The organism is Maribacter sp. UH1, from assembly GCF_056839145.1.
The window spans coordinates 3,718,734-3,736,178 of sequence record NZ_CM166387.1 but is presented as its reverse complement, the minus strand read 5'-3'; the positions used below and the strand labels follow the sequence as shown (position 1 = coordinate 3,736,178).

Genomic DNA, 17,445 nt, shown 5'->3' with positions numbered 1-17,445 from the left:
AAATCAAAACTAAAACCATTCTCATCAAGGTTATTTCTAAAGTTTTAAAACACTCTTATATTTGATATACAGCTAAAATCGCACAATTTTAATTTAAAAATATAGTTTACTATAATGTTTCCAATAAAATTATAAAATGAAAATTGATTTCTTAATTAACTCATTATCTAGTGGTGGTGCAGAAAGAGTTATGACAACTTTAGCTAATGCATTTAGCGAAAAAAAAAATGATGTAAGATTAATAACTTTTAATAATAATGATTTTTATAAATTAAATACAAATGTAAAAAGAGTCAAACTACATCATGGTCAAATTAAGAATCATACAATTAGATCTTTAATTAATTTATTTTCATTCCTTTATAACAAAAACAGTCGACCCGATATTTTAATTTCATTTCTTCCTCAAAATAATTTAATTACAATTGTAGTAGCAAAGATTTTAGGAATCAAATTAATAATAAGTGAGCATAGTAATCACAAAGTAGAAGTTAGTTCTAAAATAAAAAAAATAAGAAAATATTTATATAAATACGCAGATTTTACGACTGTATTAACTTCCTTCGACGTTTCCTTTTATGAATCATTAGGTGCAAAAGTGTCGGTAATGGCAAATCCCATTGTACTACCCAATAAAATAAATAAATTTGAAAACCGCAAAAAAAATATTTTGATTGCTGGATCTTTAAATAGGTTTAAATTAAAAGGTTTTGATTCTCTTTTGCATATTATTAACCCAATACTTAAATCTAATCCTGATTGGACATTGACTATTGCAGGGACAGGAGAAAAAGGTATGTTAAAATTAAAGGATATAGTACGAGTTTTAAATATTGAAGAGCAAGTGATCTTCACAGGATTTTGTGAAAATATTGAAGAACTTATGCAAAATTCCCAAATATTTATTTTAAGCTCACAATATGAAGGATTACCAATGGTTTTAATGGAAGCTTTATCAAATGGCATGAGCTGTATCGCATATGATTGTATTTCTGGACCGAGAGATTTAATTACAGATAACAAAAATGGTTTACTTATAGAGAATCAAAATGAAAAACTCATGCGAGATGGCATACTTAAATTAATTAATGATGATAATTTACGAAAGAAATTAGCCGAAAACTCACCATTATCTGTAGATAAATACAGTGTAGAAAATATAATGCAACAATGGAAAGATTTAATTTTGCAAATTGATTAAAACTTATGAATATTTCTTTAGTAATTAAGTATTGTATTCTCGCTTTGATATTATGGTACTTACCAGGGTTTAGTTTATTTTATTTTGAAAGTTCTTTATCTTCTCCGTTAAGCTATTTGTCTTATATACTGATTCTGATTTTTATTATTATAAATGGAAAATCTGGTAACTGTACACCTATGTTAATTGTAGGTGCCTGTTATTTTTTGATAAGTTCATTAGCAAATCAAGCCTATATGCCCGATTTCAAAACTTTTGTCATTATTGTTTTTAAGTACTTCATAATTATATGGGGCGGATATGAAGTAATGAAGAAAACCAGTTCAAATGAAATGGGTATTTTTATGTTAATAGGTGCTTTGTCCATATTAGCCAATACTTTTTTGTTTGAAAACCCAAAAGGTGATAATGGAAGATATAGTGGATTTTATATTGACCCGAACAATGCCGGACTAATCTGTTCCATAGGTTTCGCATTAAGCTTTGTGTTCAAAAAGTCTTTACGAATAATTAGTAAAACAACATTTACTCTATTGGGTATTCTTACTTTTTCAAGAACTTTTATAGTTTCTTGGTTACTACTCAATATAGTTTCAATAAAATTAGATATTAAAAACGCCAAAATGATAGGCATTGGATTCTTTTTACTGAGTTCCTTGCTTATCTATAATGAATTTTTACCTAATAAAAATGTAAGACTGGAGCAATTAGGCGCAATGATTAGTGGCGGTGACAGTAGCAGTAGCAAAGGGTTACAAAAAGACTCTAGATTAGATACATGGAGTAGATATTTTGACGCATTGCAAGACAAACCTTTTTTTGGAAATGGCTATCTAGCTTTTGGGGGAAATGGTGTTGCTCCACCTGTTGGAGTACATAATACCTATTTAATGATTATGGGTGAATCTGGTATTTTTACCCTTTTAATTTTCATATGTTATATTATTTGGTTAAGCATAAAATGTATAAAACACTTTCAAGAGATACCCCACGTTCTAATGATGCTAATAGCCTTATTTCTATTCTTAATGACCAACCATAATTTTTTTACTACGGACTACTCTTTACTAATACTAGTTTGGATTCATACTCAAGTGGAAAAACAAGAGAATGATTTAACAATCAATTTACAAACAAATGCCGTTTAAAGTTTTCAGCATACGAATACAAGGGAATTTCAAATGAAAAAAATATTAAGTTTTCTAAAAAGTACTTCTGATATCCTAAAAAGTATTTTAAAGAAACAGAAATCACAACTTTTAAGTAACATGTTAATCGTTGGTGGTATTTCATTATTAGTTAAAGGAATTAGTTTCTTCAAGGAGATTTTTATTGCAGATACTTATGGTGTTTCATTACTTCTTGATACATTTTTAATTGCGGTATTAATACCAACATTTATTCAAAGCGTTTTTATAAATTCTTATGGAAGCGTTTTCATTCCAAATTATTTACTTGAAAAAAAAGCAAAAAAAGACACTAGTAGTTTTCAATCAAGCAGTTTTATAATAACGGTTGGAATTGGTCTCCTGATGATTCTCATCATTTATATTGGTGTTGATTATTATTTAGAGTATTTATTTCCAGGGCATGAAAATGCTTATTACGATTTGATAAAAACACAACTCTTTATAATTTTACCTTGTATTCTATTTTGGGCAATATCTTCATTAATATCTGGATTATTAATGGCGGATAATGAGTTTCTCGTATCATCATTGAATGCTATTTTTATACCAATCGCAACTATTATTTGTCTTTTTTTCCATAATGAACTACAAGAAAAAGCATTGGCTTTAGGAATGTTGACAGGAAGTTTTTCAAGTACAATTTACCTTATTTATTTTGGGTTCAAAAAAAGACTATTACAACTAGGTTCTCCGAATTTTAAAAATGATAATATCCAAGTCATATTAAAACAAGTTCCGGCAAAAGTTTCTTCTGGGTTGATAAATGGAGTAAACCCTATGGTTGATCAATATTTTTCTGCACAAATGGCTATTGGTGCTATAGCAGCACTTAACTATGGTTACAAAATACCAATGGTTACGATTAGCTTATTGAGTATACCAATAGGTAGTACAATTTTACCTTATTTCTCAAATAAAGCTGCAGAGAATAGAGAAGATACATTTCTATATTTGAAAAAAATGATTAAAATGTGCTTGATAGGATTATCACTTGTTACACTAATTTTAATCATTTTTTCCAAATTGATAATTATAATATTTTTTGAACGAGGTGAGTTTAATTCTGACAATACCGATATAGTATACTTAATTCAACAAATGTATTTTATTCAAATACCTTTTTATATTATGGGGATAATTATGAATAAATATTTGACCGCAATAAATAAGAATAATTTCTTAGTATGGTCTTCTATATTAAGTCTTTCTCTCAATATTTTATTTAATTATACGTTTGTAGAATGGATAGGTATTAAAGGTTTAGCTTTAGCTACTTCACTAGTGTCACTTATTAATGCACTTGTAATATACCTGTATATCACAAAACAACACTCAAAAGAATTTTATGTTTAGCGTATTGACACCTACATACAACAGAGCACATACCCTAAAAAGGGTATTTGATTCGTTAAAAGCTCAAACCTTTCAAGATTTTGAGTGGATTATAATTGACGACGCCAGTAGTGATGAAACTTCAAAATTAATTGATAGTTGGGAAATAGTGAATTTACCCTTTTCCGTAAAGTATTTGGTTTTACCAGAAAATAAGGGGAAACCAAACGCCCTAAATGAAGGTCTAAATCACTGTAATAACGAGATTACCATAATTGCAGATAGCGATGATACCTTTGTTCCAAATACATTTCAGGAATTATATCAACTTTGGAGTTCTGTAAATATCACTAAAAATGCAGATAAGATTGCTACAATTTGGACCTTGGTAAAAGATGAAGATAATAATTTGGTAGGAGAAAAGTTTCCTGATAATTTTTGGCAAGTAGATTTTAATAATCGCGTACTTAAAAAAGACCAAAGAGTAGCTGGTGAAAAATGGCACAGTTGGAGAACAGAAGTATTAAAAAAATATAAAATGTTTCATAGTGACCAATCATTTATAAGTGAAAGTGCAACATGGAATAGAATAAACAAAGACTATGATTATTTGTGTGTAAACGTATTTCATCGAGTTTATTATTCAAGTCCTGATGGTTACATTCAAAAACAAAAAACTAGATTAGAGTTAGAAAAAGTGAAATATTATAATGCATATTATCAGCTATACGAAACTACTATTTCTGATATCTATAAATTTGAATATTTTAGAAGTTACGCATTTGATTATATAAAATCTAGACTCACGTTTAAAGATTCACAAATTTCATTAGACAGAATTAAAACTATTAATTGCTTAATTATTGCTCTAGGATTTATACCAAAAAAAATAATCTCATTTATAAAACAAAAAAGTTAGACCTTTCTTTTATTATACATGAGAGTCTCTAAATATTATCCATAATTTCTATGATAACATCCAAAAAAGAATATAATTTCTATCTTGAGCAAGATTCGATTGCTAGAGGTATTCAGATTCATTCGTTTAAGGACAAATTGAAAGATTTTTTAGTTCCAGCACCCACATGGAAATTTCAGAAATCATTAAGGAAATTAGAATTCTATTCTAACTGTAAAACTAATTTAATCGATAAACTATATATTAAATACCTACGTTATAAATTTCAAAAAATATCATTAAAATTAGGTTTCTCAATTCCTATCAACGTTTTCGGACCAGGTTTGTGCATCCTACATTACGGAACTATTGTGGTAAATAGTAAAGCACGAATCGGGAAAAATTGCAGAATGGAAGTTTGTGTAAATATTGGGGCATCTGGCGGAAAACCTGAAGCTCCACAAATAGGCGATAATGTTTATATAGCTCCCGGTGTAAAAATTTACGGCGATATCAGTTTAGGAAATAATATTGCAATTGCAGCAAATTCTTCGGTAAATAAGTCTTTTAATGAAGATGGAATTCTAATAGGAGGATCACCTGCAAAGAAGATAAGCGAGGTTGATATTAAAAGAATAATTAAACACATTTAATGTATAAAATCCTTTTTATAATCCCAAGTTTGTCCCCTGGCGGTGCAGAAAAAGTAATGTCTTTTTTGGCACAAAATATGGATGCTAAAAAATTTGAAACCAAACTTATTGTTATAGGTTTTGAAAAAGATAATGCATATGATATATCAAATGTAAAAACTATTTATTTGAACAATTCTAGTGTTGGCAAAGCATTTCTACCTCTATTAAAATTGGTCCATAAAGAGAAACCTAATTTAGTATTGAGTTCATTATCTCATTTAAATGCGATAATGGGCTATGTCTCTTTTTTTAACCCAAAAACCGTTTTCATTGGAAGACAAACAACGGTTCATGGTGCAAGTAGCGTTTTCAACGGAAGAACAAAAATTAAAACTAAGCTAATTAATTTCGCGTACCATATAGGTTATAAAGGTCTAGATAAATTGATAAGTCAATCAAAAGATATGACTAATGACCTTATTCAAAAGCAAAATGTTGATAAAACTGACATTATAACTATAAACAATCCGGTCTCACAGAATTTTAAGGTGAAGTCAGAAATACCAGTTCATAATAAAGAATTTAAATTCATCACTGTGGGCAGATTAACGAAAAAAAAAGGGCATGCTAGAATTTTACAAATACTTTCAAAATTAAAATATCCTTTTCATTATACTATTATAGGTGATGGAGTTGAAAAACCAAATATTGAAGCTGCTATTAATCAATTAAATTTGAGCCAAAATATCACTTTTATCCCTTTCACAGATAAGGTCAATGATTATTTAACAAATAGCCATGTGTTTTTGCAAGGTTCATTCGTTGAAGGTTTTCCTAACGCACTTATTGAAAGTATATCCGTTGGCACCCCTGCCATTGTTTTTAAGGCACCAGGAGGCATGAATGAAATAATGGTAAATGGCGAAAATGGATTTCTAGTAGATAACGAGGACATATTCATTGAAAAGTTAGAAGTTATAATAGAGAATATCAATGATTTTACACCAAATATGGTTAGTAAAACAGTAAGAAAAAAGTATAGCTCTCAGCAGATTATATCTGAATATGAGGATTTATTTGAATCGTTAGTAAATAACAAATCTTAAAAATATAATCTTTGAAAAGAGAGAATAACAAAATTTGCATTTTTATTTATTCAATGTCAGGTGGTGGTGCTGAGCGGGTAATGTCTTACCTTCTACCCTATTTACAGGCTAAAAACTATAACGTAGTTTTAGTATTGATGAATACTAAAATTGTATACCCAAGCATAGAAAATATTCCTATTCATTATTTAGAAAAATCTGAACCAATGGAATCTGGTTTAATCAAATTTATTAAACTACCGTATTTAGCTTGGAAATACGCGCAATTTTTAAAGAAAGAAAAAATCACCCACTCATTTAGTCTTTTATCAAGGCCCTGTTATATTAATATCATGGCACGTTGGTTTACACGGCACCCCTACAAGCTTATGGTGAGTGAACGTAATTACCCCAGCTTGCAGTACGGATACAACGACATGCAAAGTAAAATAAATAGATTTTTGGTTAAATGGCTTTATCCGAAAGCCGACCTTATAATAAGTAATGCCAAAGCTAGTGCTCAAGATTTAGTATCAAATTTTAATGTTCCTTCAGAGAAAACAGGTGTAATTTATAATCCAATAGATTTAGAAAAGATCAATAATATTACACCAAACAATACTCTATTTGACTCTAAATATATTAATCTTGTTAGTGTTGGAAGGTTGCAAATAGTAAAGAACCATCAACTAATGATAAAGGCAATTGCTCCTTTTAAAAAGGTGCGACTATATGTTTTTGGGGAAGGAGAGCTACGCGAAGATTTACAAACACAAATAAATACTTTAGGTATTACAGAAAGAGTTTTTTTAATGGGTTTTGAAAGTAACCCATTCCAGTATTTGAAAGCAGCAGATATATTTATTTTCAGTTCTAACCATGAGGGCTTTCCTAATGTAATCATGGAGGCTATGGCATGTGGTCTTCCGATTATTACTACCAATTGTAAATCTGGTCCTGATGAAATTATGGAGCTTAAAGAAACCAAATCAGATGATATTATGACTACTGATTACGGGGTACTTAGCCCTGTAGGGGATGTAAAATCACTTCAAAAAGGAATAGCATATTGCCTAGAAAATCCTGAATATTTAGTTCATTGCAGAAATAATGTAAAAAAACGTATAAAAGATTTTGAAAGAGAACCTATTTTAGAACTGTACACAAATCATATCTTAGCATAATATGTCTCTTGCCCATAAAAAAAAATCTAACGAAAAAATAATTAGAACAGCTGCTGTGCCTGGTTCGTTATATGGACTATTAAAGGGACAACTTCATTTCTTAAATCAGTATTATAATATAATTGGTGTAGCATCTGAAGGTACTGTTTTAAAGCAAGTGGAAGAACGTGAAGGCATACGAACCAAAGGTATAAATATAGAACGATCCATAAGTCCGTTCAAAGATTTAGTCTCATTATATAAGCTTTACAGGTATTTTCGTCAAGAGAAACCTTTAATGGTACACTCTATAACCCCTAAAGCGGGGTTACTTAGCATGATAGCAGCCTATTTTGCAAATGTACCCGTTAGGGCGCATACATTTACAGGACTAATTTTCCCCACCCAAACGGGATTTTTAAAAAAGCTATTATTATTATTTGATAAAATAATCTGCAGATTTGCTACAAATGTATACCCTGAAGGTAACGGAGTAAAAAATGACCTAATACAATATAAGGTTACCACAAAACCTTTAAAAGTCATAGCCAACGGTAACGTTAATGGTAAAGACCTCTCCTATTTTGACCCTAATCTATTACCAAAAGAATCTTTAATAGTTGAAAAGGACAATCTAGGTATTACAGATAAAGATTTTGTTTTCATATTTATTGGAAGGTTGGTGAACGACAAAGGCATGAACGAATTAGTTAGCGCCTTCTGTAAACTTGTTGAAATACACGCTGATGTAAAATTGATTCTTGTAGGTTCTCACGAAGGTGAAACAGATATTTTACCAGAAAGTACCTGGAATAAGTTAAATGAAGAAAAACGTATTATCTGGGTTGGTAAGAAAGATGACATTAGACCCTATTTATCTCTATCTACCGCTCTTGTCTTCCCAAGCTATCGAGAGGGTTTCCCTAATGTAGTTTTAGAGGCCGGTGCAATGGGGTTACCAGCCATAGTAACAGATATTAATGGTAGTAATGAAATTATTGAAAATGGCAAAAATGGATATATTGTTCCTTCAAAAAATGAAATGGCATTATTGAAAGCTATGACACTTTTTGTGGAAGAACCAAGTTTAGTATCAGCTATGGCTAAAAATGCCAGAGCGATGATAGCCGACCGTTATGAGCAAAGTTTTGTTTGGAAATCTATTCTAGAGGAATATAAACGTATAATTTCAACCACTGATTAAATATATTATACTTCACTATTTTAGGTAAAAAGTGGTTTTACCCATTAGCCCTATATTACAGTAATTGGTCTATTTACTGCTTTACTAGAATTTTATAATAATTAATTTAGCCCCCTAATAATAGTCAATAGCATGTATACTAGTTTTTTAAAAGGATTTTTTGATTTTATAATAGCTGCATTAGTGCTTTTGGCATTGAGCCCCGTATTTTTAATTGTTTGGATTTCATTAGCTATTTCAAATAACGGTAGTGCTTTCTTTTATCAACAAAGACCGGGTAAAGATCAAAAAATATTTAAAATTATCAAGTTCAAATCTATGAACGATAAAAAAGATAAAGAAGGTAATCTTCTGCCCGATTTTAAACGAATGACGGCAATAGGTAAATTTATTAGAAATACGTCTTTAGACGAATTACCACAATTGTTAAATGTATTGAAAGGTGATATGAGTCTTATTGGACCTAGACCTTTGTTAGTTTCTTACCTACCCTTATATAGTGAAGAACAAAATAAGAGACACTTAGTCAAACCAGGTATTACAGGTTGGGCTCAAGTTAATGGTAGGAATGCAATTTCTTGGGATAAAAAATTTGAGTATGATGTGTGGTATGTAAACCATATTTCTTTTACTATTGATATGAAAATATACTTCATGACATTACAAAAAGTATTAAAAAGATCCGACATCTCAGCATCGGATAATACGACCATGGAAAAGTTTGTTGGTAACAAATAACACTATCTATAGCTTTATCACGTTGAAGTAATAATAATACTTGTATAACCCCCGTTATACTATCTGAATATAAATTGTGATAATGAAAACTGTAATGATTTTGGGAGGTGCCAAAGGTGTTGGTAAAGAAATATTAAAGTCTTGTATTGAAAAAGGCTACAATGTTGCTTTCAGCGGAAGACAAACAACACTTGGCTCGAAAATAATTAAATCATTAAATGCAGAAGATAGACTCTATTTTCATGAATTAGATCTTAATAAAATAGATGAAATCGAGAATTTTTATATTGAAACTATTAAACGATTTAAAAAGATAGATTCTTTAATTTTGTATGCAGGTATAACACCAGTTTCCTCAATTATGGACACTGAAGAAGAAATTTATGATAGTGTATTCAATGTCAATCTAAAGGCTCCATTTTTCCTGTTGAAACATGTATTAAAATCCATGAAAGAACATAAATCTGGTTCTATTGTTTTCTTTGGATCAGCTCATATGGATTATGGTGAAATAGATAGAGCTGCTTATGCACTAACTAAAAGTTCGCTAAATACATTATCCACTCATATTGCCCATCATTATGCAAAATATGGGATTAGGTCTAACTATTTAGTTATGGGATGGACAAATACAGAAGGGGAACTTGAATTGAGAAAGAAAGAGGGAGTCAGCGAAAAAGAGTTACAGCAAAAAGCCTCTAGTATTTTACCAATGGGACGAATGTTAAACACCTTTGACCCTGTACCTGCGGTAATGTATTTTATTTCCGATCAGTCAGAAATGACTACGGGCTCAATCATGAGAATTACTGGAGGAGAGTATATATAGTTGTCATTTATGATTGATTCATTAGTATTTCATTCTAATTCTGAACTTCTAGAAGGACCTGTATTCGATAAAGAGAATAATCATCTTTATTTAGTATCTATTTTAGACTATCTAGTATATTTTCATAACCCACATACTAAAGAAGTTCTCAGTATAAAGCTAGATTCTCCTGTTAGTTGCATTTATCTTTTAGGTTATAAAAAAGTCTTAGCTGTATCTAAAAATGGTTTTTTTGAAATAGACTTTAATACATTAGAAAAGAAATTTGCTTTTCAAATTGATATTGATAATGCTGTTAGATATAATGACGGTATCAAAGATCCAATAGGAAGATATATTATAGGAACCATGGGATACCCACAGGTGAAAAAAAATATTGGACAGGTGTTTTCTTATCATAACGGACAATACAAGACTATTATTAAAAACACCACAATCTCAAACGGATTGGCATTTTCTTTAGATAATAAGTGGCTCTATTTTATTGATACACCTACCCAAAAAGTAGCGAAGTATTCATACGATTTAATAACTGGTGATGTAAAGTTCGATTCTTACATAATAGAATTACAGGATAGAGGAAGTCCTGATGGTATGTGCATAGATACTAATGGAATGTTATGGATTGCCGAATGGGGAGGCTCATGTGTGTCTCAATGGAACCCTATAAATGGTGTTAAATTAAAACATATAGAGTTGCCTTGTACTAACGTTACTTCATGCTGTTTTGATACTAACGCAAACTTATATGTGACTACGGCAAAATCTGAATCTAAAAAAGATATATACGGAGGTGGTTTATACTATCTTGAATTAAATAAAATCTAAACTTATGAACACTGTTGAAATAAGCGTAATTGTTCCGATATATAGAATTGAAAAATATTTACCACAATGTGTTGACAGTCTTCTAAATCAGTCTTTTTTAGACTTTGAATTAATTTTGGTAGATGATGGCAGCCCAGACAACTGTCCAAAAATTTGTGATGATTACGCCAAAAAAGACGCACGAATTAAAGTGATTCATAAAGAAAATGGCGGCCTTGTAAGTGCAAGAAAAGAAGGGTTGAAAAGTGCAAAAGGAAAATATGTAACCTTTGTTGATGGAGACGATTGGGTAGATAAATTTTATCTAGACATTATGTTTAAACTTGCCGATACAAATAAGGCAGACCTGGTAGTTACAGGTCACTTTAGAGAATTTGACGGAAAAATCGAAACGATTAAACCAAAAGATGTAGGTATTTATGACGAGAAGGAACTAAAATCTAAAATACTTCCCAATGCTATATACAACGGTGAATTTTGTGAACATGGTATATCTACATATGTTTGGAACAAGCTATTCAAAAAAGATTTATTAGATCAAATTCTTTTCAATGTACCAAATGATGTGGTCATGGGCGAAGATGCTGCAATTACCTTTTCATATTTAACTATTACAAAAAGTTTAGTTATAAGTAGCACTCCCCTATACTATTATAGACAACGACATGATTCTATTGTAAAATCTGTGGAGAATCCTAAAATTGAATATTATAGATTAGGATTACTTATGAATTATTTACAATCGAAACTTAAAATGTCACTCGATGAAAATAATATAAAAGAGCAAATAACATATTACCTATACTCCCAAATATTGGTAAGGTCTGGAGGATTGATATACGATGAAGATGGAAATCGAATATTTAATCCGTTTTTAAATATTGAGCCAAACTCAAGAGTTGTAGTTTATAGTTCTGGCTCTTTCGGTCAACATATTTTATCTACCAACATAAAGAATAATTATTTTAAAGTTGTCAATTGGATAGATGTCGATTATCATGAATTAAAAATAGGTGATAATTATGTTAAACCAATTAGTTCAGTATCAGAATTAGATTACGATTATTTGATAATAGCGACGATAAATCCTTCTTATCATAAAAACATCAAAACAGAACTAAGTCTTATGGGCGTAGATGAAAAAAAGATTGTGAAAATCAATACAGATTTCAACCAAGTCAGTAATTTACTTGTTCAATTAGGGTTTGACGATGAATTTAGATTTCAAAATAACTGATTTTTAAAAGCAGTTAAAATTACATCGCTATTATTACAATTTAAAAAAATCAAATTAAGGTTTTACTTATGAAAAAACTTATAATATTAGGAGGAAATCCTGAAACAGCAATATTAGTTGACATAGCAATTTCAATGGGCATTTACACTATTGTTGTTGACCCTAACCCAGATGCACCTGCAAAAAAGAATGCCTCTGAAACTTATGATATAGATGGTTTTGAGGTTGATAAAATAGTTCAGCTAGCGAAAGACTTGAAAGTTGACGCCGTCTTGGTAGGGGTAGCAGATATTTTAGTAAAACCCTATGGTGAAATTTGCGCAAAGCTTAATATGCCAACGTATGCCAACAAGGAAGCAATTGAAGCTTTTTGTAGTAAAGATGGATTTAAAAAGTATTGTGAAAAATTCGATATACAAGATATACCCGGCACCTATCTTGATAATGATTCAAATATAGAAAAACCAGCAAATATTGACTATCCATTAATGATTAAACCTGTTGATAATGGTGGTGGTGTTGGCATGAAAATATGCAGAGACGACAAAGACTTTAAAGATTCTGTAAAAACTGCATTAGAATTTTCTAAAAAGGGAGTCGTTCTAGTAGAAAAATATATGGAATGTGATGATATGGCCGTCTACTACACTTTTAGAAATGGCACACCATATCTTTCTGCTACCTATGATAGGATTACTACTAAAATACAAGGAGACTTTAGTCCCGTAGGTATTGGAGCAATCTATCCTTCAAAAAACACAGATTTATTTATTGAAAAAATACACCCGAAACTTAGCGATTTTTTTAAAAAACTTAATATTCAAAATGGAGTACTTAACCTTCAGTTCTTCGTAGAGAACGGCATTTTTTACGCCTACGATCCTGGGTTTAGGTTACAAGGTGAAGCCCCACATATTCATTTAGCACATATTAATGGTTTTGATCATAGAAAAATGCTCATCAATTTTGCCTTTACAGGCGTTCTAGGGGAAGAAGATTTTCCTGAAAAGAACGATTATATGTTTAGAGGTAAAAAAGCATGTACAATATGGGTTCTATTAAAAGAAGGAACAATTAATACTATTGAAGGTTTAGCTGAAATTAAAGATGATAAAAACGTAATTTTTGTTTTAGACAGATTTAAGGAAGGCGATAGTGTTAAAAAAGAATGGCTAGGAACTGAGAGACAAGTTTTTTCTCGTATTTACGTTGTAGCTGATTCAATTGAAGAATTGAATTCTAAAATGACAGAGTTTAAAGAAAAGTTAGTAATTACAGATAATTCTGGAAATGATATGATATTGACATGGCCAGAAACAATAAATGCTAAAAACTACCTTTAAAACTAACATATAGCATTAACTATTTATTAAAAAATATGGAAAATAAAACAGCCGTTATTACAGGTGGCTCTAGAAATATAGGTTTAGCAATAGCTGAGAAATTTTACGCTATTGGTTATAATGTAGCCATTTTAAGTGTTTCTGAAAACAGTGCAAAAAAAGCTGCTAAAAATATTGATGACACAGGCAAAAAAGTAATTGGATACAGATGTGACGTTACAAATGTATCATCGGTTGAAGAAACTCTTGAACATATTAATTCGCACTTTGGCGGAATAGATATTCTCGTAAATAGTGCCGGTATTTTAGACATGGCTAGCATAGAAGAAACCTCTATTGAAGAATGGGATAATGTTATGGCTGTTAACCTTAGAGGTACGTTTACCATGATTCAAAAATCAATTCCATATTTGGAAAAGAGTAAACATCCGAGAATTATAAACTTATCGTCCAATTCAGGTAGAATGGGAGGATTTGAAAATGGAATGGCCTATAGCGCATCTAAAGGTGGAATTATAGCATTGACATATGGTTTAGCCAGAAGACTTGCCAAAAAAAGAATTACAGTGAACTGTATTGCACCAGGGACTATAGAATCAGATATGTCTGCGGCACGTAGCCCTGAAGTTTTAAAGAAATTAAAAGAAAGATTTCCTTTAGAAAGATTTGGAACACCTAAAGAAGTTGCAGCTGCGGCTTGCTATTTTGCAAGTGACGATGCTGGCTTTACAACTGGTTCAGTTCTAGATGTGAACGGAGGATTATTCATGGGATAAAATAAAAAATATGAAATCAAATATATTAGAATCATTTAGTTTAGCCGGTAAAAAAGCAATAGTAGTTGGTGGCGCCGGTGACCTTGGAAAAGCTATGGTTGAGGCGATATCTCAAGCAGGTGCGCAAACTGTAGTCATAGACTTTGATGAAAAAGTTTTTGACATTTGCGAGCAATTCAGAAAAGATGGCCTAAAAGTAGATGCTTTACGAGCAGATATTAGTAAAATAGCTGAAATAAAAGAATCTTATCAATCTGCATTAGATTTACTAGGAGGAAAAGTAGATATTTTGATTAATTCTGCAGGAATTCAAAGAAGATACCCTAGTGAAGATTTCCCTGATGAAGAATGGAGTAAGGTAATTGCTATTAATCTAGATGCTACTTTCTATTACTGCAAATATGTTGCAAAAAACATGTTAGAAAATGGAGGTGGAAAAATAATTAATATTGCTTCTTTGATGAGTTTCTTAGGAGGAATTACTATTCCGGCTTATGCAGCATCAAAAGGAGGCGTAGGTCAATTGACAAAAGCACTATCAAATGATTGGGCAGCAAAAGGTATCTGTGTTAATGCTATAGCACCTGGTTATATGGATACTCAACTCAATACAGCTTTGATAAACGATAAAAAAAGAACCGAAGAAGTTTTCATTAGAGTTCCCATGAAAAGATGGGGTAATGGCGAGGATTTAAAAGGGTTGACAGTATTCTTATGTTCTTCTGCTAGCGACTACATTACTGGTACTGTTATACCTGTAGATGGAGGATATTTAGGAAGATAAATTATCTAATTTTTAGATTTTAATTAAACAATTAGTAAAAAAATAATAGGTTCGTAAAATTAAATTGAAGTCATTAATCCGATTAAAATGTTAGAAAACAATTTTATTAGGTGATAATACTAGATTCAATAATTTTACGACCTATTTATATAGTACATAAAAGGAATATAGCAATTTTGATTTCTATTATTGCCCTCTTATTACTAATATACCAATGTTAACTCCGATTCTAAAATTTTGACTAAAACATTAGCAACCAGTAATGAAATTAAGCATAATTATTCCTTTATATAATAAGGAAAAATATATTGAGCGCTGCTTGCAGAGTCTATTAGACCAAGGATTATCTTCAACCGATTACGAGATAATCATTGTTGATGATGGCTCAAAAGATTCTAGTGTTGTAACTGTTAATGATTATGTAAATAAAAAAAACATAGTCAACATAAAATTGATTTCGCAAATTAACCAAGGTCCAAGTGCTGCTCGTAATAATGGATTACGGATAGCTGAAGGAGATTATCTCTATTTTCTTGATGCAGATGATTTATTATCTAAAAACGCATTAAATGTTCTTCTATCCTTATTAAATGATAAGCATCTTGATATTTTAGAATTTGATACTAAAGAAATTGAAGAAGGAAAATTAACCAATTTACCCAATATAAACTTAAAGGACATAAACGATAAAAGTACCGCTATAATGAAAGGTACTGATTTCATTGCTCAAAATGATTTAAGAAATCAAGCCTGGCGGTATTTAATCAATAGAAAATTTCTTTTAAATACAGGTATTCTATTTCTTGAGGATATGAGAGCATACGAAGATCTAATTTTTACTGCAAGTGTTTTTTTAGCATCGACTAGAACCTTAAAAGTTAATATTGACGCACATAGGTATATTAAGGTTGCTGGTTCTATAGTTACCACTAAAAACCCTAAAAAAAATCTAGAATTTGTTTTAGGTATGGTAAAAGCAGTTGAAGAACTAGATAAGCTAATCAAAAATTACGATAAATCATTAGCAGAAAACAAACTAGTTATAAAAAAATTAAAAGCAAAGCAACAGGCAGTAGTTTACGCTTTAATTATACGCGCATTTAAATATCGACTTAATTCAAAAGATTTAAATATAATATTAGATCAAATGAAAACGTTAGATGCTTATCCAATTGACCCTAAATTAGGCGGAGTTGGAAATAATAACCTAACAGAGAAATTAGTTTTGCTACCTATTATCAATAACAAAACCTTACTTCTAGTAGGCTTAAATACTTCAAAGAAACTTTCATTTCTTTTAAATTAAAAAATAACAAAATAGGCTTTGGTATAAAAATTACCAAAATGCTTTATTACTTGAACTAAAATATATAAATATGATTTGTTTCCTTGTACCTGTAAAGAGTAAGAAACTTTCTTCTGATTGGGATAAATTCAGTGAACTGGTAAACCGTAGTCTAAAATCAATCAATGGTCAAAAAGACAAGGATTTTCAAATAGTAGTTGCTTGTCATGAATTACCTACTAACAAATTTGAACATCCACAAGTTCATTATATACAAGTTGATTTTGATATACCAAAATTAACTAATGAGGATTGGGAAAAAGATAGGCAGCTCAAAGAAGGTGATAAGGCAAGAAAAATACAAAGCGCATACTCATATGCCATAGACAAATTTAATATAGATTATTTTATGGTTGTTGATTCTGATGATTGTATTGATAATGGTATTAGCAAATATGTAAACAGTAGAATCAAGGACAATCTTCCTGGTTGGTATGTTGACAAAGGTTATTTCTATACAGAAGGAAGTAAATTTGCTTTTATGATTCGTAGTAATTTTAATGTTAGATGTGGTACTTGTATTATCATTAAGAAAGAATTATTTCAACAGGTAATACAACAAGAGCCATATCTCTATTATTTTCATGAGACCATAGAGCTTGATGATAATCTTTCTTTAATACCATACCCAAAACCAGCCGCATTATATAGTATGGCAAATGGAGAGAACCACTATATGTCCCAGTCAAAAATGATGAACCTTGTAAATCAAACCAAATTTTTGACAATAAGTCATATTAAAAGCCTTTATTCTAAAATAACAAGATACAGACCTAGGTACATAGGAAATAGATTTAAGAAATCATTTAATTTTTATAATATTTCTTAAAACATAAAATTATAGCTACTTAAAATTT

17 protein-coding genes are annotated in these 17,445 nt (G+C 30.4%); all 17 read left to right on the top strand.

Annotated elements, in window-relative coordinates:
• Nucleotides 1-136: 136 nt before the first annotated feature.
• The 17 genes from UH1x_RS16165 (at nucleotide 137) to UH1x_RS16085 (ending at nucleotide 17,417) form a co-directional block, all read left to right on the top strand.
• Entirely contained in the window at nucleotides 137-1,201 is a 1,065-nt protein-coding gene (locus UH1x_RS16165; protein WP_482622997.1) for a glycosyltransferase family 4 protein, read from the top strand.
• A 236-nt stretch (nucleotides 1,202-1,437) separates the two neighbouring features.
• Complete coding sequence (locus tag UH1x_RS16160; protein ID WP_482622995.1) at nucleotides 1,438-2,349, top strand: O-antigen ligase family protein; 912 nt, start codon at nucleotides 1,438-1,440, stop codon at nucleotides 2,347-2,349.
• Between the two features lie 33 nt (nucleotides 2,350-2,382).
• Complete coding sequence (murJ, locus tag UH1x_RS16155) at nucleotides 2,383-3,744, top strand: murein biosynthesis integral membrane protein MurJ (protein ID WP_482622993.1); 1,362 nt, start codon at nucleotides 2,383-2,385, stop codon at nucleotides 3,742-3,744.
• Nucleotides 3,737-4,642, top strand: coding sequence for a glycosyltransferase family 2 protein (locus UH1x_RS16150; protein ID WP_482622991.1), 906 nt, complete (start codon nucleotides 3,737-3,739; stop codon nucleotides 4,640-4,642). Before murJ ends, UH1x_RS16150 begins: the two co-directional genes overlap by 8 nt.
• Before the next feature lie 50 nt (nucleotides 4,643-4,692).
• Nucleotides 4,693-5,274 carry a serine O-acetyltransferase gene (locus UH1x_RS16145; RefSeq protein ID WP_482622990.1) on the top strand — a complete coding sequence of 194 codons (582 nt, stop codon included), beginning with the start codon at nucleotides 4,693-4,695 and terminating at the stop codon, nucleotides 5,272-5,274.
• Entirely contained in the window at nucleotides 5,274-6,362 is a 1,089-nt protein-coding gene (locus UH1x_RS16140; RefSeq protein ID WP_482622988.1) for a glycosyltransferase, read from the top strand. Before UH1x_RS16145 ends, UH1x_RS16140 begins: the two co-directional genes overlap by 1 nt.
• A gap of 11 nt (nucleotides 6,363-6,373) precedes the next feature.
• Nucleotides 6,374-7,525, top strand: a complete 1,152-nt coding sequence (locus tag UH1x_RS16135; protein ID WP_482622986.1) for a glycosyltransferase — start codon at nucleotides 6,374-6,376, stop codon at nucleotides 7,523-7,525.
• 1 nt (nucleotide 7,526) lies between these two features.
• Nucleotides 7,527-8,708, top strand: coding sequence for a glycosyltransferase family 4 protein (locus UH1x_RS16130; protein WP_482622984.1), 1,182 nt, complete (start codon nucleotides 7,527-7,529; stop codon nucleotides 8,706-8,708).
• A gap of 132 nt (nucleotides 8,709-8,840) precedes the next feature.
• Nucleotides 8,841-9,446 (top strand): sugar transferase, encoded by a 606-nt coding sequence (locus UH1x_RS16125; protein ID WP_482622982.1) that lies wholly within the window; start codon nucleotides 8,841-8,843, stop codon nucleotides 9,444-9,446.
• A gap of 82 nt (nucleotides 9,447-9,528) precedes the next feature.
• Complete coding sequence (locus tag UH1x_RS16120) at nucleotides 9,529-10,275, top strand: SDR family NAD(P)-dependent oxidoreductase (RefSeq protein WP_482622980.1); 747 nt, start codon at nucleotides 9,529-9,531, stop codon at nucleotides 10,273-10,275.
• Nucleotides 10,276-10,284: 9 nt separating this feature from the next.
• Nucleotides 10,285-11,103 (top strand): SMP-30/gluconolactonase/LRE family protein, encoded by an 819-nt coding sequence (locus UH1x_RS16115; protein WP_482622979.1) that lies wholly within the window; start codon nucleotides 10,285-10,287, stop codon nucleotides 11,101-11,103.
• A gap of 4 nt (nucleotides 11,104-11,107) precedes the next feature.
• On the top strand, nucleotides 11,108-12,340 hold the full coding sequence (locus UH1x_RS16110) for a glycosyltransferase family 2 protein (protein WP_482622978.1): 1,233 nt from the start codon (nucleotides 11,108-11,110) through the stop codon (nucleotides 12,338-12,340).
• Nucleotides 12,341-12,408: 68 nt separating this feature from the next.
• Nucleotides 12,409-13,683, top strand: a complete 1,275-nt coding sequence (locus tag UH1x_RS16105; protein ID WP_482622976.1) for an ATP-grasp domain-containing protein — start codon at nucleotides 12,409-12,411, stop codon at nucleotides 13,681-13,683.
• 35 nt (nucleotides 13,684-13,718) lie between these two features.
• On the top strand, nucleotides 13,719-14,459 hold the full coding sequence (locus tag UH1x_RS16100; RefSeq protein ID WP_482622975.1) for an SDR family NAD(P)-dependent oxidoreductase: 741 nt from the start codon (nucleotides 13,719-13,721) through the stop codon (nucleotides 14,457-14,459).
• A gap of 10 nt (nucleotides 14,460-14,469) precedes the next feature.
• Nucleotides 14,470-15,243 carry an SDR family oxidoreductase gene (locus UH1x_RS16095; protein WP_482622973.1) on the top strand — a complete coding sequence of 258 codons (774 nt, stop codon included), beginning with the start codon at nucleotides 14,470-14,472 and terminating at the stop codon, nucleotides 15,241-15,243.
• A 262-nt stretch (nucleotides 15,244-15,505) separates the two neighbouring features.
• A complete protein-coding gene (locus UH1x_RS16090; protein WP_482622971.1) occupies nucleotides 15,506-16,549 on the top strand; it encodes a glycosyltransferase in 1,044 nt (347 codons plus the stop codon).
• A gap of 70 nt (nucleotides 16,550-16,619) precedes the next feature.
• Nucleotides 16,620-17,417: a hypothetical protein gene (locus UH1x_RS16085; protein ID WP_482622969.1), complete on the top strand. Its 798-nt coding sequence runs from the start codon at nucleotides 16,620-16,622 to the stop codon at nucleotides 17,415-17,417.
• Nucleotides 17,418-17,445: the final 28 nt, after the last annotated feature.